Below are 21,584 nucleotides of genomic sequence, written 5' to 3' on the forward strand. Positions count from 1 at the left end.
AAGTTCGCTAAAACCTCTAAAATAATTACAAAATACTACAAAGTTCTACAAAATTACAGAGGAGGAAAAAGATATGTGAATATAGAATATATACTGTATTAGGCAAAAGTCCCAACTTTTTTAAGTGATGAAATGTATGCAGTAAGAGTAATCGATTTAGTGGGGTTCATACCCCGGCTTAAATTAAGGAACTAAAGACAGAGACGCCACATCCTGCGGCAACGTCTGAGTGACCAACATCGTGTTGGCCCAAAGCCTCTGGCTGTTGCCCCGATTTTTCAATGAAGTGCTTCGAGCAAAAAGATAAAAAGACTATCTATGCTACTTCCTATGGCATCGTCTTTATGAACGACTTCCTGTGGGCAAAAAAGTCGGGCGCAAATACGCTGAGGCGCATTTGATAAATGAGGTGATCATAATGAGGTTTGTAACAGCTGAAAAGAATGGAAAGCAATTTATCGGTGTAATGAACGAGAGTGTTGATATGGTCCTAGATGTTCATTCTGCAGAAAAGCAAATGAGCGTACCATCACAAATTCCAGAAACTCTAGTTGAATGTATTGCTCTAGGCGATGAGTTTCTTAACAGGATCCAAGAAATTGAAAAGTGGGCAGTAGAACGTCCTGAAGCGAATGTTAAATATCCGATAGATACCGTTTTAATTAAGGCGCCAATTCCTAGACCAAGTAAAAATATTTTCTGTGTTGGGAAAAACTATGCAGAGCATGTTATTGAAATGGGAAATGTAGATGATATTCCTGAACACGTTATGTTGTTTACGAAAACGCCAACAACAGTAGTAGGTCATGAAGAAACCGTGTTAAATCATAAGAATATAACGGAACAATTGGACTACGAAGGTGAATTAGCTGTTGTAATTGGTAAAACAGGTAAAGGCATAAAGGAAAACGAAGCGTTAGATTATGTGTTTGGATATACCATCATAAATGATATAACTGCTCGTGACATTCAATCTAGACACAAACAGTTCTTTCTTGGAAAAAGTCTAGATACTTCATGCCCTATGGGCCCAATGCTAGTACATAAATCATTAATTCAAGATCATAATAATCTCTCGGTAAGAACCTTGGTAAATGGAGAAGTTAGACAATCAGGTAATACAAATCAATTTATTTTTCCTATCGAAACAATTATTTCAGTCATTTCTCAGGGAATGACATTAGAACCAGGTGATATCATTGCTACAGGAACCCCAGCTGGCGTTGGAAAGGGTTTTAACCCACCACGTTTCCTAAAAGCGGGAGACGTAATTGAAATTACAATTGATGGTCTTGGTACATTGCGAAACAAGATAGAGGAGTAAGGAAAAGAGAATACTCTTGTGAGAACAAATAGTGGCTTCCCATTCATTTGGGAAGCCCTTTTGCCCATGTTTGGGAAATTATAAAATTCTTGAACTGTGGGTAAGTATTTCAACATCCAGTTCCAGAGCATAGCCAATTTTCACCTTGAATAGGCTTCTAAGGGTATCTAGCGAAAAGCTTACTGAGTAGCTCGAGGTCATAAGCCAATTTAGAATTGAAGGCAAAGAGCGCCTTCTATTCTAAATCGTCTTATGCTTGTCGGACTTGCACAGGACAGGACAAGCTTCGACAGCATATCATAGTACGAAGAAAATGCACAGCATTTTCAAGGATGTGCTGTCATCAGCGTTTGCCACATGACGTGGCAACCTTTAGTGGACGTTCCTTTCGAGTGCTTGCACTTTTGTTCTTAAGATAATACCTTTTTCACTTTTTCAATGGCCCAATCTAAATCGTCTTGAGAAATAATTAATGGTGGGGCAAAACGGATCACTGTGTCATGTGTCTCTTTACAGAGTAGACCTTCTTCTTTTAGTTTTTCACAGTAGGGGCGAGCCTCTTCTGTAAGCTCTACACCGATGAATAATCCTCTACCTCGGACATCCTTTATGATTGGGTTGTTAATTTCACGTAGTTTTTCAACCATATATGTTCCTAACTCATGTGAACGCTCAGCAAGCTTTTCTTCAAGTATTACGTCAATTGCTGCAATGGATACAGCACATGCAAGGGGATTCCCTCCAAAAGTGGAACCGTGAGAACCAGGGTTGAACACTCCAAGAATATCTTGATTCGCAGCAACACAAGAGATTGGGAAGACACCACCGCCAAGCGCTTTCCCTAATATATACATATCAGGGACAACGTTTTCCCAGTCACAAGCAAACATTTTTCCAGAGCGAGCAAGACCGGCTTGAATTTCATCTGCGATATATAGGACATTATTTTCCTTACAAATCTGATAACTTTGTGATAAATAGCCATCATGTGGGATATTTATACCAGCTTCGCCTTGAATTGGTTCAAAGATAAAGGCAGCGGTGTTGGGCGTGATAGCTCCTTTTAATGCATCAATATCTCCGTAAGGAATCACCTTGATCCCCGGAATCATTGGGCCGAAGCCACGTTGATATTCCTCACTAGATGACATTGAAACCGCTGTCATCGTTCGGCCATGGAAATTATCCTCACAAACAATTATCTCTGCCTGATTGTCAGCTACACCTTTTACATCGTATGCCCAACGACGCGCTGCTTTAAATGCAGTTTCTACAGCTTCAGCACCTGTATTCATAGGCAAGACCATGTCTTTACCAGTAAGCTTTACTATTTTTTCATACCAAGGTCCAAGCTGGTCATTATGGAATGCTCTAGAGGTTAATGTAATTTTATCAGCTTGATCCTTTAATGCCTGAATAATTTTTGGATGACGGTGTCCCTGATTGACTGCTGAATAAGCGCTAAGCATATCCATATATTTGTTACCCTCTGGGTCCTCTACCCAAACACCTTCAGCTTTTGAGATTACAATTGGTAGTGGGTGGTAGTTATGAGCTCCGTATCTATCGGTTAATGAAATGAGTTCTTCTGATTTACTCAAAGTTAATCCCTCCGGTAAAATAGTTTATATCTTTACAATAGCTTATTCAAACAGTTGAATCAACGGAATTGTCGCTTCACAAAAATGACATATTTACTGTAGAGATAGTGAATTCGTTAGATTGAACCTTTTTATTTTTGCTATAAACATGCTATTATAATCCTTGAATGTAAAATGATAAAAGGGAGGAAGTAGTACATGACAGTAAACACTCATGCACATATTACTTCTTGGGCAGTTGCTATTATCTTATTCGTTATAGCAGCGACAGTTCTAAATAAGGCAGGAAAAGAGAAATCACAAAAAATTGTTAAAATGATTCTCCGTTTATTCTATTTATTCGTTTTAGCAACAGGAGCACTTCTTCTATTTGGTGGAGTAGCAATTGACGGAGAATACATAGGAAAAGCAATTCTAGGAATCTTGGTCATTGGATTCATGGAAATGATCTTAGCGCGCTCTAGTAAAGGTAAGCCAACTGGTCTTTTCTGGGTTCTATTAATCATAGCGATTGTATTAACGATTGCATTAGGCATGAGACTTCCACTCGGTTTATGGGGTTCTTAACAATATTGTGAAAAAGCTACCATTTATGGTAGCTTTTTTGTTTTTTTCTGTGTTTTTCGACAAAAAATTATGCTATCTTTAAAAGTAGATATACTTCAAGAGTAAATAAGAGTGGTGAAACTCATATTGAGAACCTATAGCGTAGTTTGTGAGAAGGTAAATGAAATTAACGAATTCGTAGAGCAACACCATCTTTCTACTAAGAAAAATGTATTGATTCAACTCTTTACAAAAATGACAGGAAAATCTTTTATAGAAAGTGTAGTAACTAGAATTAGTGAACAGATGCCATTTGCGACAATAGTGGATGTATCAAAAAACAATGAATATCAGGGGAGTACAAAGGTAACAAACGGCGTTGTAATGATCTGCACCATTTTCTCTAATTCAGAACAAATGGCAAAAATACGGTCAATTTTAGAAAAGGATGAGCTGCAAGATTTCTTGATTTTATCTGACTCGATACATAGATCTTTAAGTGATTTAGAGGAGTATTATGAAAAAAAGGCCGAAGAAAAGATTGCGTGTTTAGCCTATTTTGATGCACATACTGGCTTGCCAAATCGACTTCATTTTACAAATCAGGTTGAGGAAATAGTTCAAAACGGTAAAAAGAAAAGGTTAGCTGTGCTGTTTATTGATTTAGATCGATTTAAAATTATTAATGATACGGTAGGGCATCATGCTGGTGACATTATTCTTAAGGAACTAGCGAATCGAATTCAAGTGCTCATACCAGATAAGAGCAATCTTGCGAGATTTAGTGGTGATAAATTCACCATTTTACTGACAGAGGACATAGAAATCGATAGGATTGTTGACCTTGGTCAAAAGCTTCTGCATGATATTGCTAAGCCCATTATGTATGAAGCAAGGGAGTTCTTTTTAACCGGAAGTATTGGAGTTAGTTTGTACCCTAATGATGGAATTACCACAGAGCTATTATTTAAACATGCAGATACAGCAATGAACCTCTCGAAGCAACATGGCGGAAATAAAATGAAATTTTATTCGACAGAAATGAATCAACAAGTTTTGTATCAACTTGAACTTGAAGGCTATTTACGAAGAGCACTTGAAAAAGAAGAATTTCACTTATGTTATCAGCCTTTAATCGATTTAGCTTCTGGAGAGATATACGGTAGTGAAGCGTTGATAAGATGGGAGCATCCAAAGCTAGGACTTGTTCCTCCAGGAGAATTCATTCCATTAGCTGAGGAGACTGGGCTTATACATGCAATTGGAAAATGGGTACTTACAAAAGCGTGTCAAGAGAATAAAAAATGGCATGATATGGGGTTTGATTATTTAACGATATCTGTAAACGTATCGGCGAACCAATTTCAGCAAATTAGTTTTATAGATGAAGTGAAGGAAGCTTTATTAGAGACAGGATTACCACCGCAATATTTAACACTTGAGCTAACAGAAGGTGTAATGCTTAGAAACATAACTCATAGTGTGTTTGTTATGAAGGAATTACAGAAGCTTGGTGTAAAGGTTTCAATTGATGATTTCGGAACAGGCTACTCATCTCTAAGTTATTTGAAGGATTTGCCTATTAATACGTTAAAAATCGATCGAACCTTTATTAATAATCTTAAAGTAAATACTTCTGATGTTGCAATAGTAAAAGCAATCATTACCATGGGGCACGGTCTAGCTGTAAAAGTGGTTGCTGAGGGTGTGGAAACTAATGAGCAAATTGCCCTTCTTAAAGAACTTGAATGCCATTATGCACAGGGTTTCTATATTGATCGACCAATGAAATCTAAAGAATTTGAAAAAGGACTTATACATGTAAAAACATTATAAATAAAGGGCATCCAATAGTCTAAGCGTAGACTTATGGACAGCCCCCTTTTCTATTTATATAATGTAGAAAGAATGGCTCTTTTTCCATTGGCCAATGTAAATTCAAAGCGATCCTTTTTTAATTTGCCTCGGGTAAAATGATGATGAATAGATAAAAGTAGATCTGTGTTATCAAATAAAAGAAAGTTTACACCTTCGTTTTGTACATCTTCTTCTTGAAGATACATTAGTTGATTGTGACAATGAATGCAATCATATAATGAAAAAGAAAGTTTATTTAAAGTAGAGGTGAATCGTAAAAATTGATCTTCTGAGAAGCTTTCAAGTAACTCCTTATATGCAAGGTTAAGCCTTTTTCGAAAGCGAAGACAATCCCCATTTTCAAGCTTGTAAAAATAATCGCACATTTGAATAAGGCCATCCTCAACAAATAGCCCCTTTTCCCATTTATTAAGTGTGAATACTTCTACTTCCTTTCCTATCATTTCCTCCAACATTGATGCTTCATCAGTTTCAGCATCAAAGAATATCCATTGATCATTTATACACTCAGTCGTACCCATTACAAAAGAACGTTGTTGCTCATTTATGCTGCCAAGACGTTGTTGTAGATCCAAAGTAAATCCTCCATCCGTTGGTGTAATAGCAACTTTATACAGTCGGAGTATCGACAGAATAAAGTTATCCCTCCGTGGATGCCACGATTATTTAAAGTGATTGGGTTGGCAATCCGCTAAGGTCTATTTGATTAAGTATTGTTATCCTCTTTTTAGACAAAAGTGAGAGAATTTATAACCTGTACTTTTAAGGTGGAGGTTCTAACAAAATTTAAATAATGACGACAAAAAAACAGCCTGCATAAAACAGGCTGTTGAACCAGATAAGGATAGTGCTAAACAGCTTTTTCAACTGATGGAACAAAAGACTTTCTTTCCCAAGCTCTAGAGCGCCATCTCCATAGCATGACTAAGCCACGGAACCATTCATCGACAATGAAAGATATCCATACGCCGACAAGGCCTAATTCAAGTTGAACTCCAAGCACGTACGCAATTGGCACGCAAATTCCCCACATCGACAGGATTCCCATATAAACAGGTAATTTCACATCACCAGCAGCGCGCAACGCGTTAATGAGAACAAGATTAAAAGCCCGACCAGGTTCAAGAATAATTGTTAATAGAATAAGTAATCCACCAGTTTGAATAATTTCCTCATTAGTAGTAAAGATGGAGAGTAGAGGATCCTTACAAATTGAGAATACGAGAGCCATTGCAAACGAAATGATAATAGCAAGTTTTAGACTTTTAATAGCGCGCTTATAAGCATTTGTGATGTCACGTGCTCCTATCATTTGCCCGACTAATATTTGAGTTCCTTGACTAATTGCAATACTAAACAAAAATATAAACATCATTAGATTTTGAGCATACACTTTTGTTGTTAGAGCCTGAGTACCCATAATCGTAATAAAATACGTAATAAGCATCTGTGAGGAATTATAGGAGAGTTGTTCTCCTGCAGATGGTATGCCGATTTTAAGTAAATTTCGAAGATGATGGGCAGGCAAGGAAAAGATTTTTTTAAAAGGTAGCCCGTGGTCAATTCGTTTTACCAGTAGGTATGAAATAACGACTAACCCTACAAGTCTACTAAAAGTAGTAGATATAGCGACTCCCTCAACACCTAAAACTGGTAATCCGAATGGTCCAAAGATAAAAATATAGTTTCCTATAACATTAAGAATATTCATTCCGATTGTTACGTACATGGTATCTCGTGTAAATCCATAGCTTCGTAGTACTGCTCCAATTGTCATAATCAGTGCTTGAAGGAATGAGAACAAACCTACTATTCGAAGGTAGCTGTCTGCCTCATCTAACAATTCAATCGGTAAATCCATTAACAGAAGTAATTTCTTGCTTAACAAAAAAACAACAATACTTAAAATAAGACTAAATATAAAATTAGTAGCAATTGAAACAACCGCTACTTCAGATGCACTTCTTTCATTATTAGCGCCAAAATGCTGTGCGACTAAAACTGCGGTCCCGGTTGCAATAAATCCGAACATCACAATAATTAATGATAAAATCTGATTTGACACTCCTACTGCGGCAACAGAATTATCAGAATACATACTTAACATTAGCGTATCAGCATTTCCCATTAACATATGTAGGAGCAATTCAATAAAAATAGGCCAGGTTAAAGCAAATAAAGTTAGTTTTTTCGTGTTCATAGTAGTGCTCAAGATGTATCAACCCCTCTAGGTACAATCAAAGTGTCAGGTTCTTACTTAGATTCTACATCAAAGTTATATGTAACCGTGAACGCTTATTGTTATTTCGTAAGTTAAATAAATTTAAACTACAATAGTTTATCACAGAATAGTTCCGCAAAGTATAAATTTTTCATTAGCAATAGTTGGTTTTTAGTAAACGTAAAAAACATGAAAATATGAACGATATATGAATTACCACTTGTTATATTTGACTTTTTAGAACCGATGAGGTTACCTTAAATAGTACATTAATAAGAGATAGGAGTCGCATGATGAAGAAAAAGGTATACATAATAGCTTGCCTTATTCCTTTCCTTTTTTTAGCTGCCATGCCAGTATTTGCAGACGAGAAGAAGAAAGAACGAGGTCTAGGGGAAGAAAGTATCTATTATATAGTAATCGACCGCTTTAACAATGGAGATACGTCAAATGATTTTGAAGCAGATCCAACAAATCCAATGGCGTATCACGGGGGAGATATTCAAGGTATTATAGATGAGCTCGATTATCTCAAAGACATGGGCTTTACATCTATACTACTATCACCGGTATTTGCCAATGAAGCAAATACTCATGAACCCTTTAATTTAAAAAATAGACAAGAGGTTGATGAACACTACGGATCAATTGATGATTTTAAACAATTAGTGGAACTCACACATAAGAAGGATATGAAAGTTATTCTTGACTTAGGCATTCAATTAGAAAAAAAACCTCTAGATGAAGCTGGAATAGTGGAATCTGCAAAATGGTGGGTTCAGGAAACGGATATTGATGGTTTCAAACTAGATCTTGTTCCTGATCTTTCAACTGACTTCATTAACAACTTAACAACATCTGTAGAAGCAGAAAAGGAAGATTTTATCTTTTTTGGACAGCCGGAAAAAATGACATCACAAAATGTAGGTGAATTTGAATCAGCAGGTATTGATTTATTTTTTCATACAGACTCGTATGAAGGTCTGACGAGCTATAGTGTTCCCGACCAATCATTCTCGGATGTAGAAAAAATATGGGATCAGGCATTTGAAGAATTTGCAAATACATCTAATTTTGTTAAATTTATTGATAATCCAAGTACCGTTCGTTTTACTTATTTGGCTACAGAGGAAAATGAGCACCCAGCACCAAGATTAAAATTAGCTTTAGCTTATATGTACACAACACCTGGCATACCATCAGTTTTCTATGGTACTGAGATCGCTTTAAATGGTGGTGAACCACCAACAAACCTAGGATTTATGAATTTTCGAACAGATCAAGAAATAGTTGAGTATATCACGTTACTAGCGAAAGTAAGGTCTACGGTTCCTGCCTTAACTGAAGGGACTATCGAATTAGTATTAAACAAAGAAGGTCTGCTCGTTTTTAAACGTGAGCATGAAGACCAAGTTACTTTTGTAGCTCTAAACAATACAACTGAAACCCAAAGCTTCACATTGTCAACTGAGCAGGTTGGAGAAGATAAGGAGTTAATTGGACTATTGACAGAGGATTTAATTCGTCCAACTGAAGATACATTTCATGTTGTTGTAAAACGAGATATTGCTGAGGTATACCTTGTCCAAAATTCAACTAGTATCAATTATGTCTTATTCATATCTGTCTTTATTATTCCCATCCTCATGATTGGCTTCTTATATTTAAATAAAAAGAGACATGGTAAAACAAAACCTGAATAATAAGTGGAGCATCATCCAATGGGATGATGCTTTTGCATTATATGGCTAAATTCACTTAATGAAATTACCCATTAACAATCTCTCCTCCGTTAACGTGTAGGATTTGCCCAGTCATATACGAGGAATCGTCACTTGCTAGGAAGACATAAGCTGGTGCAACCTCCTCAGGCTGACCAGGTCGTTTCATTGGTGTAGTTGAGCCAAACTTCGCAACTTGATCACTTGTAAAGGTTGATGGAATGAGTGGTGTCCAAATAGGTCCTGGAGCAACACCATTTACCCGAATACCCTTTCCAACAATTTGGGCAGAGAGGGACCGCGTGAATGATACAACTGCTCCTTTGGTAGCTGAATAATCTACTAGTTGCTCATTTCCTTTATACGCTGTAACTGACGTAGTATTAATAATAGTGCTACCCTGTTGTAAATGTGCTAGAGCAGCTTTCGTTAAATAAAAATAGGAGAAGATATTTGTTCGAAAGGTTCGTTCCAACTGTTCAGACGTAATATCCGTAATACTCTTTTGCGGGTGCTGCTCAGCTGCATTGTTGACTAAAATATCTAGTTTACCGAATGTATCAATTGTTTTCTTTATGATCTCCTTACAAAATTCTTCATTCCCAATATCACCAGCTAGAAGCAAACATTTTTGCCCTTCCTCTTCAATTTGGCGTTTTGTCTCCTTCGCATCATCATGCTCGTTCAAATAGACAATGACAATATTTGCGCCTTCTTTTGCATAATCAATGGCTACTGCTTTTCCAATGCCACTATCACCTCCAGTAATGATGGCAACCTTGTTTTTTAACTTATTACTGCCCTGATAGGAGTGATCCTCTGAAACTGGCTTAGGCATCATTTCAGACTCTATACCCGGCTGCTGATTTTGATGCTGGGGAGGTAAAATATTCTTACCCTTATTAGTAGACATACAAAAACACCTCTTTTATAGATTGAATATACCTTATTTACTTTCTTATAAAGTGGGCTCGAATATACATGTAGACAATTATTAAGTAATTATAAAATAATAATGTCTCCTCAAAACTTGCTTTATAATGAAAGTAGATAGAAAGAGGGATATAGCTTATGACAAAAAAAGAAAATATTCTGCTTGTAGAAGACGATAAAGAAATAGCCCGAATCGTAGTCGATTATTTACGTAAGGAAGGCTATCGTGTCACTTGGGCATCTACTGGTAAAGAGGGTTGGGAAGATTTTAAACATGAAAAGTATGATCTCGCGTTGATTGATCTAATGCTTCCTGAAATGGATGGATATACACTTTGTGAGTCAATCCGATTAGAAAGTGAAATTCCATTACTCATTTTAAGTGCAAGAAATGAAGAGGAAAGTAAAATAAGAGGACTCAATCTTGGAGCGGATGATTATGTCACAAAGCCATTCAGCCTTGAGGAGTTAGGTGCAAGAATTAGCTCTCATCTACGTAGATTTAGGAGATACAACAATAATGTCACTACTGATAATTTAATCAACTATCTGAATGACCTCACGATTGACTTCACAAATGAACTTGTTTTTCTAAAAGGTTCTATAATCCAAGTGACCTCAAAGGAACTAGAGCTACTTTTCTTATTAGCAAGAAATCCGTTAAAGACTTTTTCAAAAAAGGAATTATATGAGCATATCTGGCAACAGGAGGATGTCGAAGGAAATAATACGGTTACAGTTCACATTAAAAGTTTACGAACAAAATTAGGAGATACAACAAGATCAGCAAAATTTATCCAAACAGTATGGGGAGTAGGCTACCGTTTTATAGGGGAACAATGGTATGAAAATTAAACAATGGTTGATGGTGAGCTTCTTTGTTGTCATGTTACTGCCAGTTGTGGCTCTATATTTTCTGTATGTCAGTCTTTGTAATCTTGATGATAAACAGGCCCTTGTAGAGTATATTGAGGTGTCAAATAAGATGCAAGAAATAGAAAAACATCTTCTTGAACCTACTTTATATGAAATACAGCCAGTTGATACGTATGAAGTGGTAAAATCGCTCGCAAATGAGTCTACTAAAATATCGTTATATCGCCCAGATGGAGTAGTCGTATATTCTTCTATACCAAATCTAGGTTCTTTTGGGTTTGTTACAGAAAGTATGGAGAGACTTTATCAAAATTTAAACGAAATTCAAAAGAATCCCCGAACATATTCACTGAAAAAACCAGTAATTAATTCGGGAGAAATTATCGGGGTCTTTGAAATTTCAATTGCTAGGGAAGCTTGGATGAAAGGAGTATCAAACAGATACATTTATTTAGGAATTAGCTTTAGCATTATTTTCTTTCTTATTTATATTGTTGTGGTGAAATTATTAAATAGAAAATTAAATCGCCCGTTAGCCCACTTGCAGGCTCACATGATTGCGTTCGCACAAGGAAAGTCTTCTTCGAATCAGATTCGAGAATCGAAAGATGAAATAGGGGAGCTAATTAAACATTTTCAAAAAATGAAAGCTCAGATTGAACAGACACAAGCAGAATTAGCTGCCGAACAAAAAGATAAAGAATTTATTGTGGCAGCACTATCACATGATTTAAAGACTCCACTAACCGTAATCCGTACGTATACGGAGGCATTAGAGAAAAATCGAGATTTATCTGTGCAAGAAAGGATGGAATATAGAGAAATCCTATTCGACAAGCTTGACTATATGAAACAAATGCTTGATGACTTATCTGTGTATACTCATTTACAAACTTCGAAGCAACAGACAGATTTAGTCGAGGTTGAAGGTGACGAATATTTTGAAATGCTATTATCTGGCTATGAGGAGCCTTGTAACAGAAAAGGAATATCGCTCATTGTCAAACAGTCTGTTAAAGATATCTATCAGCTTGATCCGAAACAAATGATTCGAATTGTTGATAACATAATGGGAAATGCAATCCGACACACAGATAAAGGAAAGTTTATCTGGTTAAGTGCACTTTCCAGTAATTCAGAACTTCCGAAATGGATCTTTAAGGACTTTTATCAAGAACTTGAATCCTGGAGGCAGGATGGAACAATCATAGTTATCCAAAATGAAGGGGTAGGTATCCCCAACGAAGAAGTAGAACATGTCTATCAACCCTTCTACCAAGCAGAACGGGCAAGAAATAATGGCGGTAGTTCAGGACTAGGACTTAGTATAGCGAAAATGCTAATGGAACAACACAATGGAAAAATAAAAATCTGGTCAGCGGAAAATGTAGGTACACTGGTGGCATGTTGGCTTAATGAGGGTGAGGAAATAAAATGAAAAAATGGAACGTGGTACTACTTTCAATCTTGTTAATATGCCTTTTAACAGGCTGTAAGGAGGAGATGACTGTGTCGTCTGAAGAGATCATTTCAAATGTACTGGCTTCAAAGGAGAAAAATATTTCCTATTATGGGGAAGGTGTAATGAAGCTTCTTACGAATGATCAAGTAACAGAGCATGCAACGTTTGAAGAATTTGCACTTGAAGATGGTAAACGTAAGATAATCTTAACTGACCATATGAAAAATAATCAAAAATCATATACCTTGAACGATGGAAAACAAATTATTTCTTACGAACAAGACAGTGAAGAAGCGTTACGTATGGATCTTTCAGCTGAGGAAATGCCTGCTCTTGGTTCACCTAAAGAACAACTTATGGTCATGTTAGATTCTATTAGGGATACACATGATTATGAAATTGTTGGGGAAGAGACTTTACATGATTTACAGGTATATCATGTAAAAGCTACATCAAAAACGGATAGTAGTTTTCTAGGAGATGTTGAAATTTGGGTTGATCAAAAGACATGGGTAATGGTAAAAATCATTTCTATTGTAGGTGAAGCAAAATCTGAGGTTGAATATAAAGTTCTGGATTTCTCACCAGATTTTAGTGAAAATACGTTTACTCTTGAGATTCCTGAGAATGTTGCAATCACTCAGATTGATTCAAAATCCAATTCTACCAATGGAACAATTCATGATGCGGAGCATGCGATTGGTCAGTCCATTCTTGTTTTTAGGGAGGACGATCTGACTTTGGAAAGCGTAGAAATCACTGACCTTAAAGGAGAGACCAACCGGACCGAGGTAACAGTATATTATATGGATCAGAATATCCCATCATTAATAGTCTCTGTGTTTCCAACTCCTGAGGGAGAAGGGATGAGTTTAAAGCCAGGTAAATGGCAGGTTCGAGGACAGGATGCAGAGTATGATGATTTTATTAATGCCCTATCATGGGATGAGGATGGACTCCGATACACGATTATTCCTCAAAATCCTGACATTTCAATAGAAGAAGTCATTACTTTGACTAAAAATATGCAGTTCAGTTCAGATTTGTAGGGGTGAATCAATGTTGCCAAGCTGGTATGAAATAATAATCTTCATTTTTATGGGTATTGTGATTCAACTAATTGGTTTACTCTTTATAAAGTGGAACAAAAAAGTCAGTACCTCTGTTGAAATCAGCCTTGTAATACTCATACTAGGTTTCGTAATATATCAACATTCTATTACAGAAGTGTTTATCTATATCGCATTTATGGCTAGTGGATACCTCTCAGCGAGCACGTTAACCTCGGGTAAAGAAAAACGAAATGAAATAAATAATGAGTTAATGAACGTTGTAGCAGAAAGAATTCAGTTTCATAGAAATTGGAAAAGACTATTCATTGATATTGGTCTAACTGTTCTTGTACTTCTTGGAGCACTCGCTTTTTGCATATATGGACCTGAGCATAGTCCGTTAAAGTATTTCATTGTTTTTGGACTGGTAAGTGCGGTTACAGAATTGACGAAGAGGATAGTGACATTTACCACTGTTAATGTGTACATCGCTAAGCCGGAAAAACTAGTATATATTTCATCACATTTTGAGTCGAGGAAGCTACCTGTAGATGATTTGCAAGGTGCGAGAATTGAATCAAATGTAGATATACTAAAGCTCCACCCTTTGCTCACATTGTTTTCACCAAATACTGATTTTACAACGAGTTTACAAAGAGTGCTATGTCTTTCTTTTCCAGGGGAACAGATATATCTAACTGTACAGGAGCCGGAGAAATGGAAGTTGTACTTTGAACAATTTTCCAAGCCAGATGAAAAAATTCAAGAGATGCGAACCGTATTGCCGTTATGGCATATCAGAAATATAAAGCGATTAGTTGGAAAATTATATTTTGCTACCACAGTAAAGGGAGTATCAGCTTATACAGGTTTGCTCCTTCTCCTGTACTATTTCGAAGTCCCATCCTGGATTATGGTTGGTATCATTATGTTGTATTGGTTATTTAATCTTTACATTTCTGATCAAGTACTTAAGGTCGCTATGGATGCAAAGGAAACGACAAACCAACATTTAATTGAAGTGGCTCAACGCATTTTTGAAAAAGCAGGAGTACCCAATATTCGTCTATATGAATCTGAGAGTACAGAATACAATGGCTTAGCGACAGGAATGAGTATTGGTAAATCAATGGTCACTCTTACTAGTGCAACACTTAAACTACCAACTGAAGTAATTGAGGGTATTTTGGCCCATGAAGCTATACATGTAAAAAAACGTGACGTTCTTTGGGGTCAATTATGGAGATTTGGCTATATGATCGTCGTGATAGGTGCAGTACTACTCATCCAAGAGCTTTTGCCATTAATAGAAGACTATAAAACTCTTATCTTCATTATCATCTGGTCACTAATGATGCTTTTCCCTATTCTACAGTCTTTCTGTTCACAATGGATGGAGGTTCGAGCTGATCACCTTGGTGCAACACTTCTTAGTAAAGGGAAAGAACAAATGGCGAAGAGTTTAACGACATTATCGATAGCACAAGATGAGGCAATTAATAAATCACTTGACTATAGTACGGTAAAGGAGCGGAATGATAAGGATATTTCTTCAATTGAAAGAGGCTCAGTTCTATGGAGGTTTTTAGAATTTCAGTTTATGCTTCACCCACCCATGTATTGGAGAATTCAAACATTACAACAATCTAAGGAAGATTGGGGAAATTCTATAAGAAGACGTTGGATGATTGATAGATTTAAGGAGTCAGTTAGTAGGTAAATGAGGTGATGGTTTGAAACTTGCAAAGATCTTATTTGTTACGGGTGCAGTTATATTCCCATTAGGAATCTATTTGTCTTCTTTCAGTCCAATTGGAGTGATACTAGCGATTGTAGGAGGACTCACGGTATTTCTGTGCACTCCTGCTATCCAGTCTTAGTCCAAGCAGACTTGTATTGGTTCTAGATGGCTAGTGAAAAAGAGACTTTTCAAATGTGAGAAGTCTCTTTTGGCTATATGTTGAAGGGGATTTCTAAGTTTATAAAGAATTAGATAAAGATAAAGATAAACAAAGGGGATTAGGTGGAAAATATGGAAGTAAAAATAAGACATGTAACAAAAGAAGATGCAGCCCACTTACTTGAACATACAAAAAAGGTTATAAATGAGTCGACGTTCCTGCTAACCTCACCAGATGAATTTACTTTAACCGTTGACCAAGAGGAAGAATGGATTGAGAATCATTCTAACCAGGGTAATTTACTTATTGTGGCAGAGATCGATGGAAGAATCATAGGTAATTTGAACTTTCAAACAAAAAAACATAAACGACTTTCTCATATTGGATATTTTGGAATAAGTATTCAAGAGGAGTACTGCAATCGTGGAATTGGTCGAAGTCTACTAACGTATTTACTTCAATGGGCAAAGCTAGAACCAGGTCTTGAGAAGGTATGCCTAGAGGTATTCTCCCATAACGATCGAGCGATACACCTGTATAAAAAATTAGGCTTCCAGGAAGAAGGAAGAAAAGTGAAATTTGTTAAATTAAGTGAATCCGAGTATGCAGATGAGATTTTAATGTATAAATTTGTAAAATAGGTGTCATTGTATGATACCATGGTAGAAAACAAGTAGGAGGGATTATAATGGAGATTACAGTATATTTAGCAGGACAAATTCATGATAATTGGCGAGAGGAAATAAGGGAAAAAGCGAATGAAAAAAGTTTACCTTTGTCATTTGTTGGTCCACAGACGAACCATGAAAAGTCTGATAATATTGGGGAAGAAATATTAGGTAACCAACCAAGCAGCTTGTATAAAGACGATGCAGCATCTGACATCAACAATTTCAGAACTCAAGTACTCATGCAAAAATCTGATGTTGTCATTGCATTATTTGGAGAAAAATACAAGCAATGGAATACGGCAATGGATGCAAGTGCAGCCATAACTATGAACAAGCCAACAATAATCATTCGGCCTGCCTCACTGATTCATCCCTTAAAGGAACTTTCAAATAAAGCAAACGTAACGGTTGAGACTATTGACCAAGCATTAGACGTAATAAGCTATATCTTTGAATAAAGCATGCAGCGGCTCAAAATTCCGCTGCATTGTTTTATAAAAAGGTAAGAAAGTTCGGCTCGAGGTCACATAGACAATGGCGCCTGAAGCTAGACATAGAAAACTAAGTACGTAGGCTGGCGCTTGCGCTTTTCTTAGCGATAATTAATAAATTGTACGTCAATCGGCAAATCTGCTCCACGGATAGCTGAAATAATTTGTTGCAGATCATCTCTGTTTTTACCGGTAACACGCACTTGGTCATCCTGGACTTGACTCTTAACCTTCAGTCCACTATTTTTAATGATAGTATTTATTTTTTTTGCATTCTCTTTATCAATCCCCTGAATTAACTTAGCACGTTGACGAACAGTTCCACCTGATGCATTTTCAATTTTTCCATAGTCGATATTTCGAGTTGGAACTCCTCGTTTAATCATTTTGCTAATGAGTACATCCTTTAACTGCTCAAGCTTGTATTCATCGTCAGAGATTAAAACTAGCTCCTCCTTATCAAGTGTCACATCACTTTTGCTGCCTTTGAAATCATAGCGATTTTGAATTTCTTTTTTGGCAATACTAATTGCATTTGTTACTTCCGGTAAATCCACCTTTGACACAATATCGAATGAGCTTTCTTTTGACATCATTTACCTCCAAATAGTATCCTTTATTGAGGTTCAAAAAGTCGACGAATCAGAAGCAAGAAGGTCAAGGAACTCGCGACTTGAGGACCGGAGCGTATGTTATTAATACGTGAGGACCGGAGCGTATGTTATTAATACGTGAGGACCGGAGAGGCCGAGTGACGCTGAGATTCGCCGCTTATCATTTTGGTGACTTTTTGAACATCCTCTTTAAATTAAATTATAGTAAATGTTCGCATTTTGGACAACTTTTTCCAAAACTATACTAGTAAAAGATAGGCGATAACGTCTATACTATGTAAAGGATAATGCGCTAACGCATAAGTACAAATGAAAGAGGGCAATAATTGATGGAAGCATTAGTACCAGGTACGGTAGTAACGTTACGTGTAGATAGAGATGCCCCGTTTGGCTATTTTTTAACAAACGGTGAGGAAGAGGTTCTGCTTCATACAAACGAAATTTTGGAAGGATTTGACGAGGATGAGGATGTAACTGTTTTCCTTTTTCAAGATCATCAAGGAAGACTAGCAGCATCCATGAAGATTCCTACTGTTCAAAATGGTATATATGATTGGGCAGAAGTAGTAGAAATTAAACATGAACTAGGTGCTTTTGTTAATATTGGCATCAACAAGGACATTCTAGTATCAAAGGATGACCTTCATGAACTATGGGACCTATGGCCAAAGCCAGGTGACCGCTTATATGTATCGTTAAAAACGGATAAAAACGGAAGACTTTTTGGAAAACTTGCTACTGAGGACGTTATTCGTTCGATTTCGAAGCCTGCTACCAGAAAAGATTTTAATAAAAACATTACCGGGACGGTATATCGATTATTGTTAGTAGGGTCATTTATCATATCGGAAGAAGGATATGTAGGCTTTATTCATGAGAGCCAACGGAAAAGAGAGCCGCGCCTTGGCGAAAAAGTAGAGGGACGCATTATTGATGTTAAAGAGGATGGTTCTGTAAATGTTTCACTTCTTGGCAGAGGTCATGAAATCATGGATGATGATGCAAAGAAAGTGTTCAAGTACATGGAAGACCGTGGTGGTGCAATGCCGTACTGGGATAAAAGCTCTCCCGAGGATATCTCAGCTAGATTTGATATGAGTAAAGCAGCCTTCAAGCGTGCAATAGGTAAGCTTATGAAGGAAGGAAAGGTCTATCAAGAGGAAGGCTGGACCTATTTCAAAAAAGACGAGTAATGAAAAAACGCATCGGTTATATGAGCCGATGCGTTACTTACTGGATAGCTCTTGGAACGATGCCACCAAGAGCTTTTTTATAGATGATCAGTTTTCTTAGAATATTGGTGTTTGCCAGCTTTACGATTCTTTTCTCTCATCATATTCTTTTCGTGACGTAAAGCATTATTATCTTGTGCTTTTTTATCGTTATCACTAGTCTTTGGCATTGATGACACTCCCTTCAATCCTTTTCAAAATTAGGATATCCAGTCGTCAGTAAACATATGTAAACTTAGCTATTCGGTAAACCATTTAAAAAGAATATAGCCATTGTTCCAGGTCCAACGTGTGAACCAATCCCAGCACCAATATTATTGATAAAGAATGATTGACAACCAAACTTGTCTTCCATTAATTGTTTCAATTCTTGTACTTCATTTTCAGCGTCCGCATGACTAATTCCAATTGTTTGTTGAGATAAGTCTTTTCCTCGTTGTTCCATGAGCTCAAGGATTCGTTTGTTTACCTTCTTTTTGCCACGAATTTTTTCAAGAGGAACGAGCTTTCCATCTTCTACATTTAAAAGAGGTTTAATATTTAAAAGTCCCCCAACAAACGCAGATGCTTTACTAATTCTTCCTCCACGAGCTAAATAATCCAGATTGTCCACGGTAAAAAGGTGTTCCATATGGGTGCTATAAAATGTTGCGATATTCATAACTTCTTCTTTTGATGCACCTTTGGAAGCAAGCTCCACAGCTGCTCTTACCACAAGACCTTGACCAAGCGAGGCACATTTAGTATCAACGATTGTTAAATCAAGTTCAGGGTATTCTTCCTTTACTTCTTCCATCATCATTACCGCTGTTTGGTAGGTACCTGATAATTGTGATGAAAAAGCAATGTATACGGCTGGTTGCTTTTCTTTTGCGATTTCGGTAAATACTTCTTTAAACCGATGCGGAGAAACTTGTGACGTCTTTGGAGACTTCCCATCTCTCATTGCGTTGTACACTTGGACCGGCTCAATTGTTGCTATATCTTCATAGTCTTGCCCATCTAGATGAACTCCTAAGGAGAATAAAGTAACATTGTTTTCTTTTAAAAATGGAAGTGATAGATCACTACCGCTATCTGTAAGAATTCTAACGGTCATTTTTTCACCTTCTTTTACATTTATCAAGCTTAGACAAATTATCGGTGTCTACCGTTAAGTGTAGCGAGTATTGAATAAAATTACAACAAATTGTGGGGAAATTTTGTGATGATTGTTCTTAATAATCTTTTATTGGGGTAACTTAATGTTGAATGCATTTTCGGGAGGACAAACTATGTTACATAATGAGGGTAAGAAAATTTTCATTGTTATTATTGGTGCTTTATTAAATGCAATTGGTTTAAATCTGTTTTTAATTCCTGCTGACGTATATTCTTCGGGATTCACGGGTGTATCACAATTGCTCTTCCGAATTCTTGGTGATTATACGCCTATTCATATTTCAACAGGTGTTATATTGTTACTCTTAAATATACCTGTTGCAATTTTAGGTTGGCGTAAGGTAGGCAAGTCTTTTACGTTATATAGTTTCATCTCGGTGGCCTTAACTAGTTTATTCTTAGCAATAATTCCACTTCAACGAATTTCAGATGATATTTTACTTAACGCGGTTTTTGGAGGTGTCATACAGGCTCTAGGTATTGGCCTGACACTAAAATGGGGTGCTTCTACTGGTGGGCTTGACATTGTAGCATTGGTGTTATCGAGATCAAAGGATAAGCCTATTGGTACGTACATTTTTGCGCTTAATGGACTCATTATCATTACCGCGGGTTTCCTTTTTGGGTGGGAAAAAGCATTATATACACTCGTATCGTTATATGTTGCAACAAGGGTTATTGATATGGTTCATACTAGTCATGTGAAAGTAACCGCCATGATTGTAACGAAGCATGCGGATGAGTTAAAAAAAGCGATCCACTCTAAGTTGGTTCGAGGAATTACACTAATACCAGCAAAAGGAGCATTTTCGAGTGAAAGTAAGGACATGTTAATGATTGTTTTAACACGATATGAATTATTTGATTTGGAGCATGTCATTAAAGAGGTTGACCCTCAAGCTTTCACAAATATTGTACAAACAATTGGAGTCTATGGATTATTTCGCAAAGAATAGTAACTTTTTTGAGGTATTCCTCGACAAATAAGATAAAGGGGTGACAAACATGAGAAAATGGCTTCTACTAGTTTCATTATTTATAATGAGTATTTTTTTACTCTTAGGATGTGGGGCATCTACTGAGGACGCAATACCAGTCAACTCAGGTAACGGTGAGCAGGTTGAAAGTGAAACGCCACCTCAAACAGAGAAAGAAGACACTGGAGTTGATGAGAACGTGTTAGAAAAACTCGAAACGAACTTATCAGTTAACGCTGGTGAAAATGAGGCTACTTTTACGATTTCGTTAAAGAATACAAGTAAGGATACAGTGAAGGTTACAATTCCATCTGGGCAAAGGTATGAGATTGTGGTGACTGACAAGAGTAATCAGGAAGTCTATCGCTATTCCATAGATAAGATGTTCATTCAGTCCATTGAAGAAATGGAGCTTGAACCAGGAGAAGAAAAGGTTTGGGAAGAACCATGGAATTATACATCGAATGATGGATCTAGATTAGCTGCTGGGGAGTACAAAGCGACTGTCGCACTAACAGTATCCGAGATAAATGGCCAAACGATTGCTGCAGACGATTTACAAAATGAAGAAAATTTCACAATTCCTGCAGAGCCTGAGGGAAATACAGCATTTAGAAATGTGCAAGTGTTAGGAGAAAATGGAGAATATGTTGTAACAGGAGAAGTAAGAGTCTTTGAAGCAACATTTTTCTACGCAGTTGAAGATGGTCATGATTATGTAATTCCAGAAACGCTTCAAAACGCATCTGAGGGTGCACCAGCATGGGCACCATTTGAAATAAAAATATCCATACCTAAGGAAAAATTACCTGCTAACGGTGCATTAATTCTTCATTTGTATGAAAGAAGTGCGAAAGATGGATCAATCACTAATCTTTATCATGCAAAACTTCAGCAGTTTCAATAAGAAATGGGGAAGGGCC

General features: G+C 36.8%; 21 protein-coding genes. 14 read left to right on the forward strand and 7 right to left on the reverse strand.

Annotated elements, in window-relative coordinates:
• Positions 1-418 precede the first annotated feature (418 nt).
• Complete coding sequence (locus ACWNMY_RS16790; RefSeq protein WP_449539406.1) at positions 419-1,324, forward strand: fumarylacetoacetate hydrolase family protein; 906 nt, start codon at positions 419-421, stop codon at positions 1,322-1,324.
• Between the two features lie 410 nt (positions 1,325-1,734).
• Here the strand turns inward: ACWNMY_RS16790 and ACWNMY_RS16795 are convergent, their stop codons facing one another.
• Positions 1,735-2,925 carry an ornithine--oxo-acid transaminase gene (locus ACWNMY_RS16795; RefSeq protein WP_449539407.1) on the reverse strand — a complete coding sequence of 397 codons (1,191 nt, stop codon included), beginning with the start codon at positions 2,923-2,925 and terminating at the stop codon, positions 1,735-1,737.
• 198 nt (positions 2,926-3,123) lie between these two features.
• On the opposite strand from ACWNMY_RS16795, the gene ACWNMY_RS16800 reads away from it, so the two are divergent.
• Positions 3,124-3,492 (forward strand): YisL family protein, encoded by a 369-nt coding sequence (locus ACWNMY_RS16800; protein WP_449539408.1) that lies wholly within the window; start codon positions 3,124-3,126, stop codon positions 3,490-3,492.
• A 126-nt stretch (positions 3,493-3,618) separates the two neighbouring features.
• On the forward strand, positions 3,619-5,307 hold the full coding sequence (locus tag ACWNMY_RS16805; RefSeq protein WP_449539409.1) for a putative bifunctional diguanylate cyclase/phosphodiesterase: 1,689 nt from the start codon (positions 3,619-3,621) through the stop codon (positions 5,305-5,307).
• A 50-nt stretch (positions 5,308-5,357) separates the two neighbouring features.
• Here ACWNMY_RS16805 and ACWNMY_RS16810 read toward each other — a convergent pair whose 3' ends face one another.
• Both ACWNMY_RS16810 and ACWNMY_RS16815 read right to left on the reverse strand, forming a co-directional pair.
• Positions 5,358-5,924: a DUF2777 family protein gene (locus ACWNMY_RS16810; RefSeq protein ID WP_449539410.1), complete on the reverse strand. Its 567-nt coding sequence runs from the start codon at positions 5,922-5,924 to the stop codon at positions 5,358-5,360.
• Positions 5,925-6,199: 275 nt separating this feature from the next.
• Complete coding sequence (locus ACWNMY_RS16815; protein ID WP_449540474.1) at positions 6,200-7,549, reverse strand: MATE family efflux transporter; 1,350 nt, start codon at positions 7,547-7,549, stop codon at positions 6,200-6,202.
• A 314-nt stretch (positions 7,550-7,863) separates the two neighbouring features.
• Between ACWNMY_RS16815 and ACWNMY_RS16820 the strand changes: the two genes are divergently transcribed.
• Positions 7,864-9,273: an alpha-amylase family glycosyl hydrolase gene (locus ACWNMY_RS16820; RefSeq protein ID WP_449539411.1), complete on the forward strand. Its 1,410-nt coding sequence runs from the start codon at positions 7,864-7,866 to the stop codon at positions 9,271-9,273.
• Between the two features lie 64 nt (positions 9,274-9,337).
• On the opposite strand, the gene ACWNMY_RS16825 is transcribed toward ACWNMY_RS16820, so the two are convergent.
• A complete protein-coding gene (locus tag ACWNMY_RS16825) occupies positions 9,338-10,204 on the reverse strand; it encodes an SDR family oxidoreductase (protein ID WP_449539412.1) in 867 nt (288 codons plus the stop codon).
• Between the two features lie 158 nt (positions 10,205-10,362).
• Here ACWNMY_RS16825 and ACWNMY_RS16830 point away from each other — a divergent pair, with 158 nt between their 5' ends.
• The 7 genes from ACWNMY_RS16830 to ACWNMY_RS16860 all read left to right on the forward strand — a co-directional run bounded on the left by ACWNMY_RS16830 (position 10,363) and on the right by ACWNMY_RS16860 (position 16,644).
• Complete coding sequence (locus ACWNMY_RS16830; RefSeq protein WP_449539413.1) at positions 10,363-11,079, forward strand: response regulator transcription factor; 717 nt, start codon at positions 10,363-10,365, stop codon at positions 11,077-11,079.
• On the forward strand, positions 11,069-12,538 hold the full coding sequence (locus ACWNMY_RS16835) for an ATP-binding protein (RefSeq protein WP_449539414.1): 1,470 nt from the start codon (positions 11,069-11,071) through the stop codon (positions 12,536-12,538). Before ACWNMY_RS16830 ends, ACWNMY_RS16835 begins: the two co-directional genes overlap by 11 nt.
• Positions 12,539-12,609: 71 nt before the next feature.
• On the forward strand, positions 12,610-13,611 hold the full coding sequence (locus ACWNMY_RS16840; RefSeq protein WP_449539415.1) for a LolA family protein: 1,002 nt from the start codon (positions 12,610-12,612) through the stop codon (positions 13,609-13,611).
• A gap of 10 nt (positions 13,612-13,621) precedes the next feature.
• Complete coding sequence (locus tag ACWNMY_RS16845; RefSeq protein ID WP_449539416.1) at positions 13,622-15,334, forward strand: M48 family metalloprotease; 1,713 nt, start codon at positions 13,622-13,624, stop codon at positions 15,332-15,334.
• Between the two features lie 13 nt (positions 15,335-15,347).
• The gene (locus ACWNMY_RS16850) at positions 15,348-15,494 is read left to right on the forward strand and encodes a hypothetical protein (protein ID WP_449539417.1); all 147 of its coding nucleotides are present in this window, start codon (positions 15,348-15,350) and stop codon (positions 15,492-15,494) included.
• A gap of 152 nt (positions 15,495-15,646) precedes the next feature.
• Positions 15,647-16,156: an N-acetyltransferase family protein gene (locus ACWNMY_RS16855; protein ID WP_449539418.1), complete on the forward strand. Its 510-nt coding sequence runs from the start codon at positions 15,647-15,649 to the stop codon at positions 16,154-16,156.
• Between the two features lie 47 nt (positions 16,157-16,203).
• Positions 16,204-16,644: a YtoQ family protein gene (locus ACWNMY_RS16860; protein WP_449539419.1), complete on the forward strand. Its 441-nt coding sequence runs from the start codon at positions 16,204-16,206 to the stop codon at positions 16,642-16,644.
• A gap of 134 nt (positions 16,645-16,778) precedes the next feature.
• Here the strand turns inward: ACWNMY_RS16860 and ACWNMY_RS16865 are convergent, their stop codons facing one another.
• Positions 16,779-17,270, reverse strand: coding sequence for a YajQ family cyclic di-GMP-binding protein (locus ACWNMY_RS16865; RefSeq protein WP_449539420.1), 492 nt, complete (start codon positions 17,268-17,270; stop codon positions 16,779-16,781).
• 350 nt (positions 17,271-17,620) lie between these two features.
• On the opposite strand from ACWNMY_RS16865, the gene ACWNMY_RS16870 reads away from it, so the two are divergent.
• Positions 17,621-18,484 (forward strand): CvfB family protein, encoded by an 864-nt coding sequence (locus ACWNMY_RS16870; RefSeq protein ID WP_449540475.1) that lies wholly within the window; start codon positions 17,621-17,623, stop codon positions 18,482-18,484.
• 77 nt (positions 18,485-18,561) lie between these two features.
• Here ACWNMY_RS16870 and ACWNMY_RS16875 read toward each other — a convergent pair whose 3' ends face one another.
• Positions 18,562-18,693, reverse strand: coding sequence for a DUF3941 domain-containing protein (locus ACWNMY_RS16875; RefSeq protein WP_449539421.1), 132 nt, complete (start codon positions 18,691-18,693; stop codon positions 18,562-18,564).
• Positions 18,694-18,758: 65 nt separating this feature from the next.
• On the reverse strand, positions 18,759-19,622 hold the full coding sequence (locus ACWNMY_RS16880; protein WP_449539422.1) for a DegV family protein: 864 nt from the start codon (positions 19,620-19,622) through the stop codon (positions 18,759-18,761).
• 175 nt (positions 19,623-19,797) lie between these two features.
• Here ACWNMY_RS16880 and ACWNMY_RS16885 point away from each other — a divergent pair, with 175 nt between their 5' ends.
• Together ACWNMY_RS16885 and ACWNMY_RS16890 are read left to right on the forward strand one after the other, a co-directional pair.
• Positions 19,798-20,640 (forward strand): YitT family protein, encoded by an 843-nt coding sequence (locus tag ACWNMY_RS16885; RefSeq protein ID WP_449539423.1) that lies wholly within the window; start codon positions 19,798-19,800, stop codon positions 20,638-20,640.
• 49 nt (positions 20,641-20,689) lie between these two features.
• Positions 20,690-21,568: a BsuPI-related putative proteinase inhibitor gene (locus ACWNMY_RS16890; protein WP_449539424.1), complete on the forward strand. Its 879-nt coding sequence runs from the start codon at positions 20,690-20,692 to the stop codon at positions 21,566-21,568.
• Positions 21,569-21,584 lie beyond the last annotated feature (16 nt).

The sequence above is a fragment of the Ferdinandcohnia sp. Marseille-Q9671 genome, from assembly GCF_976954385.1.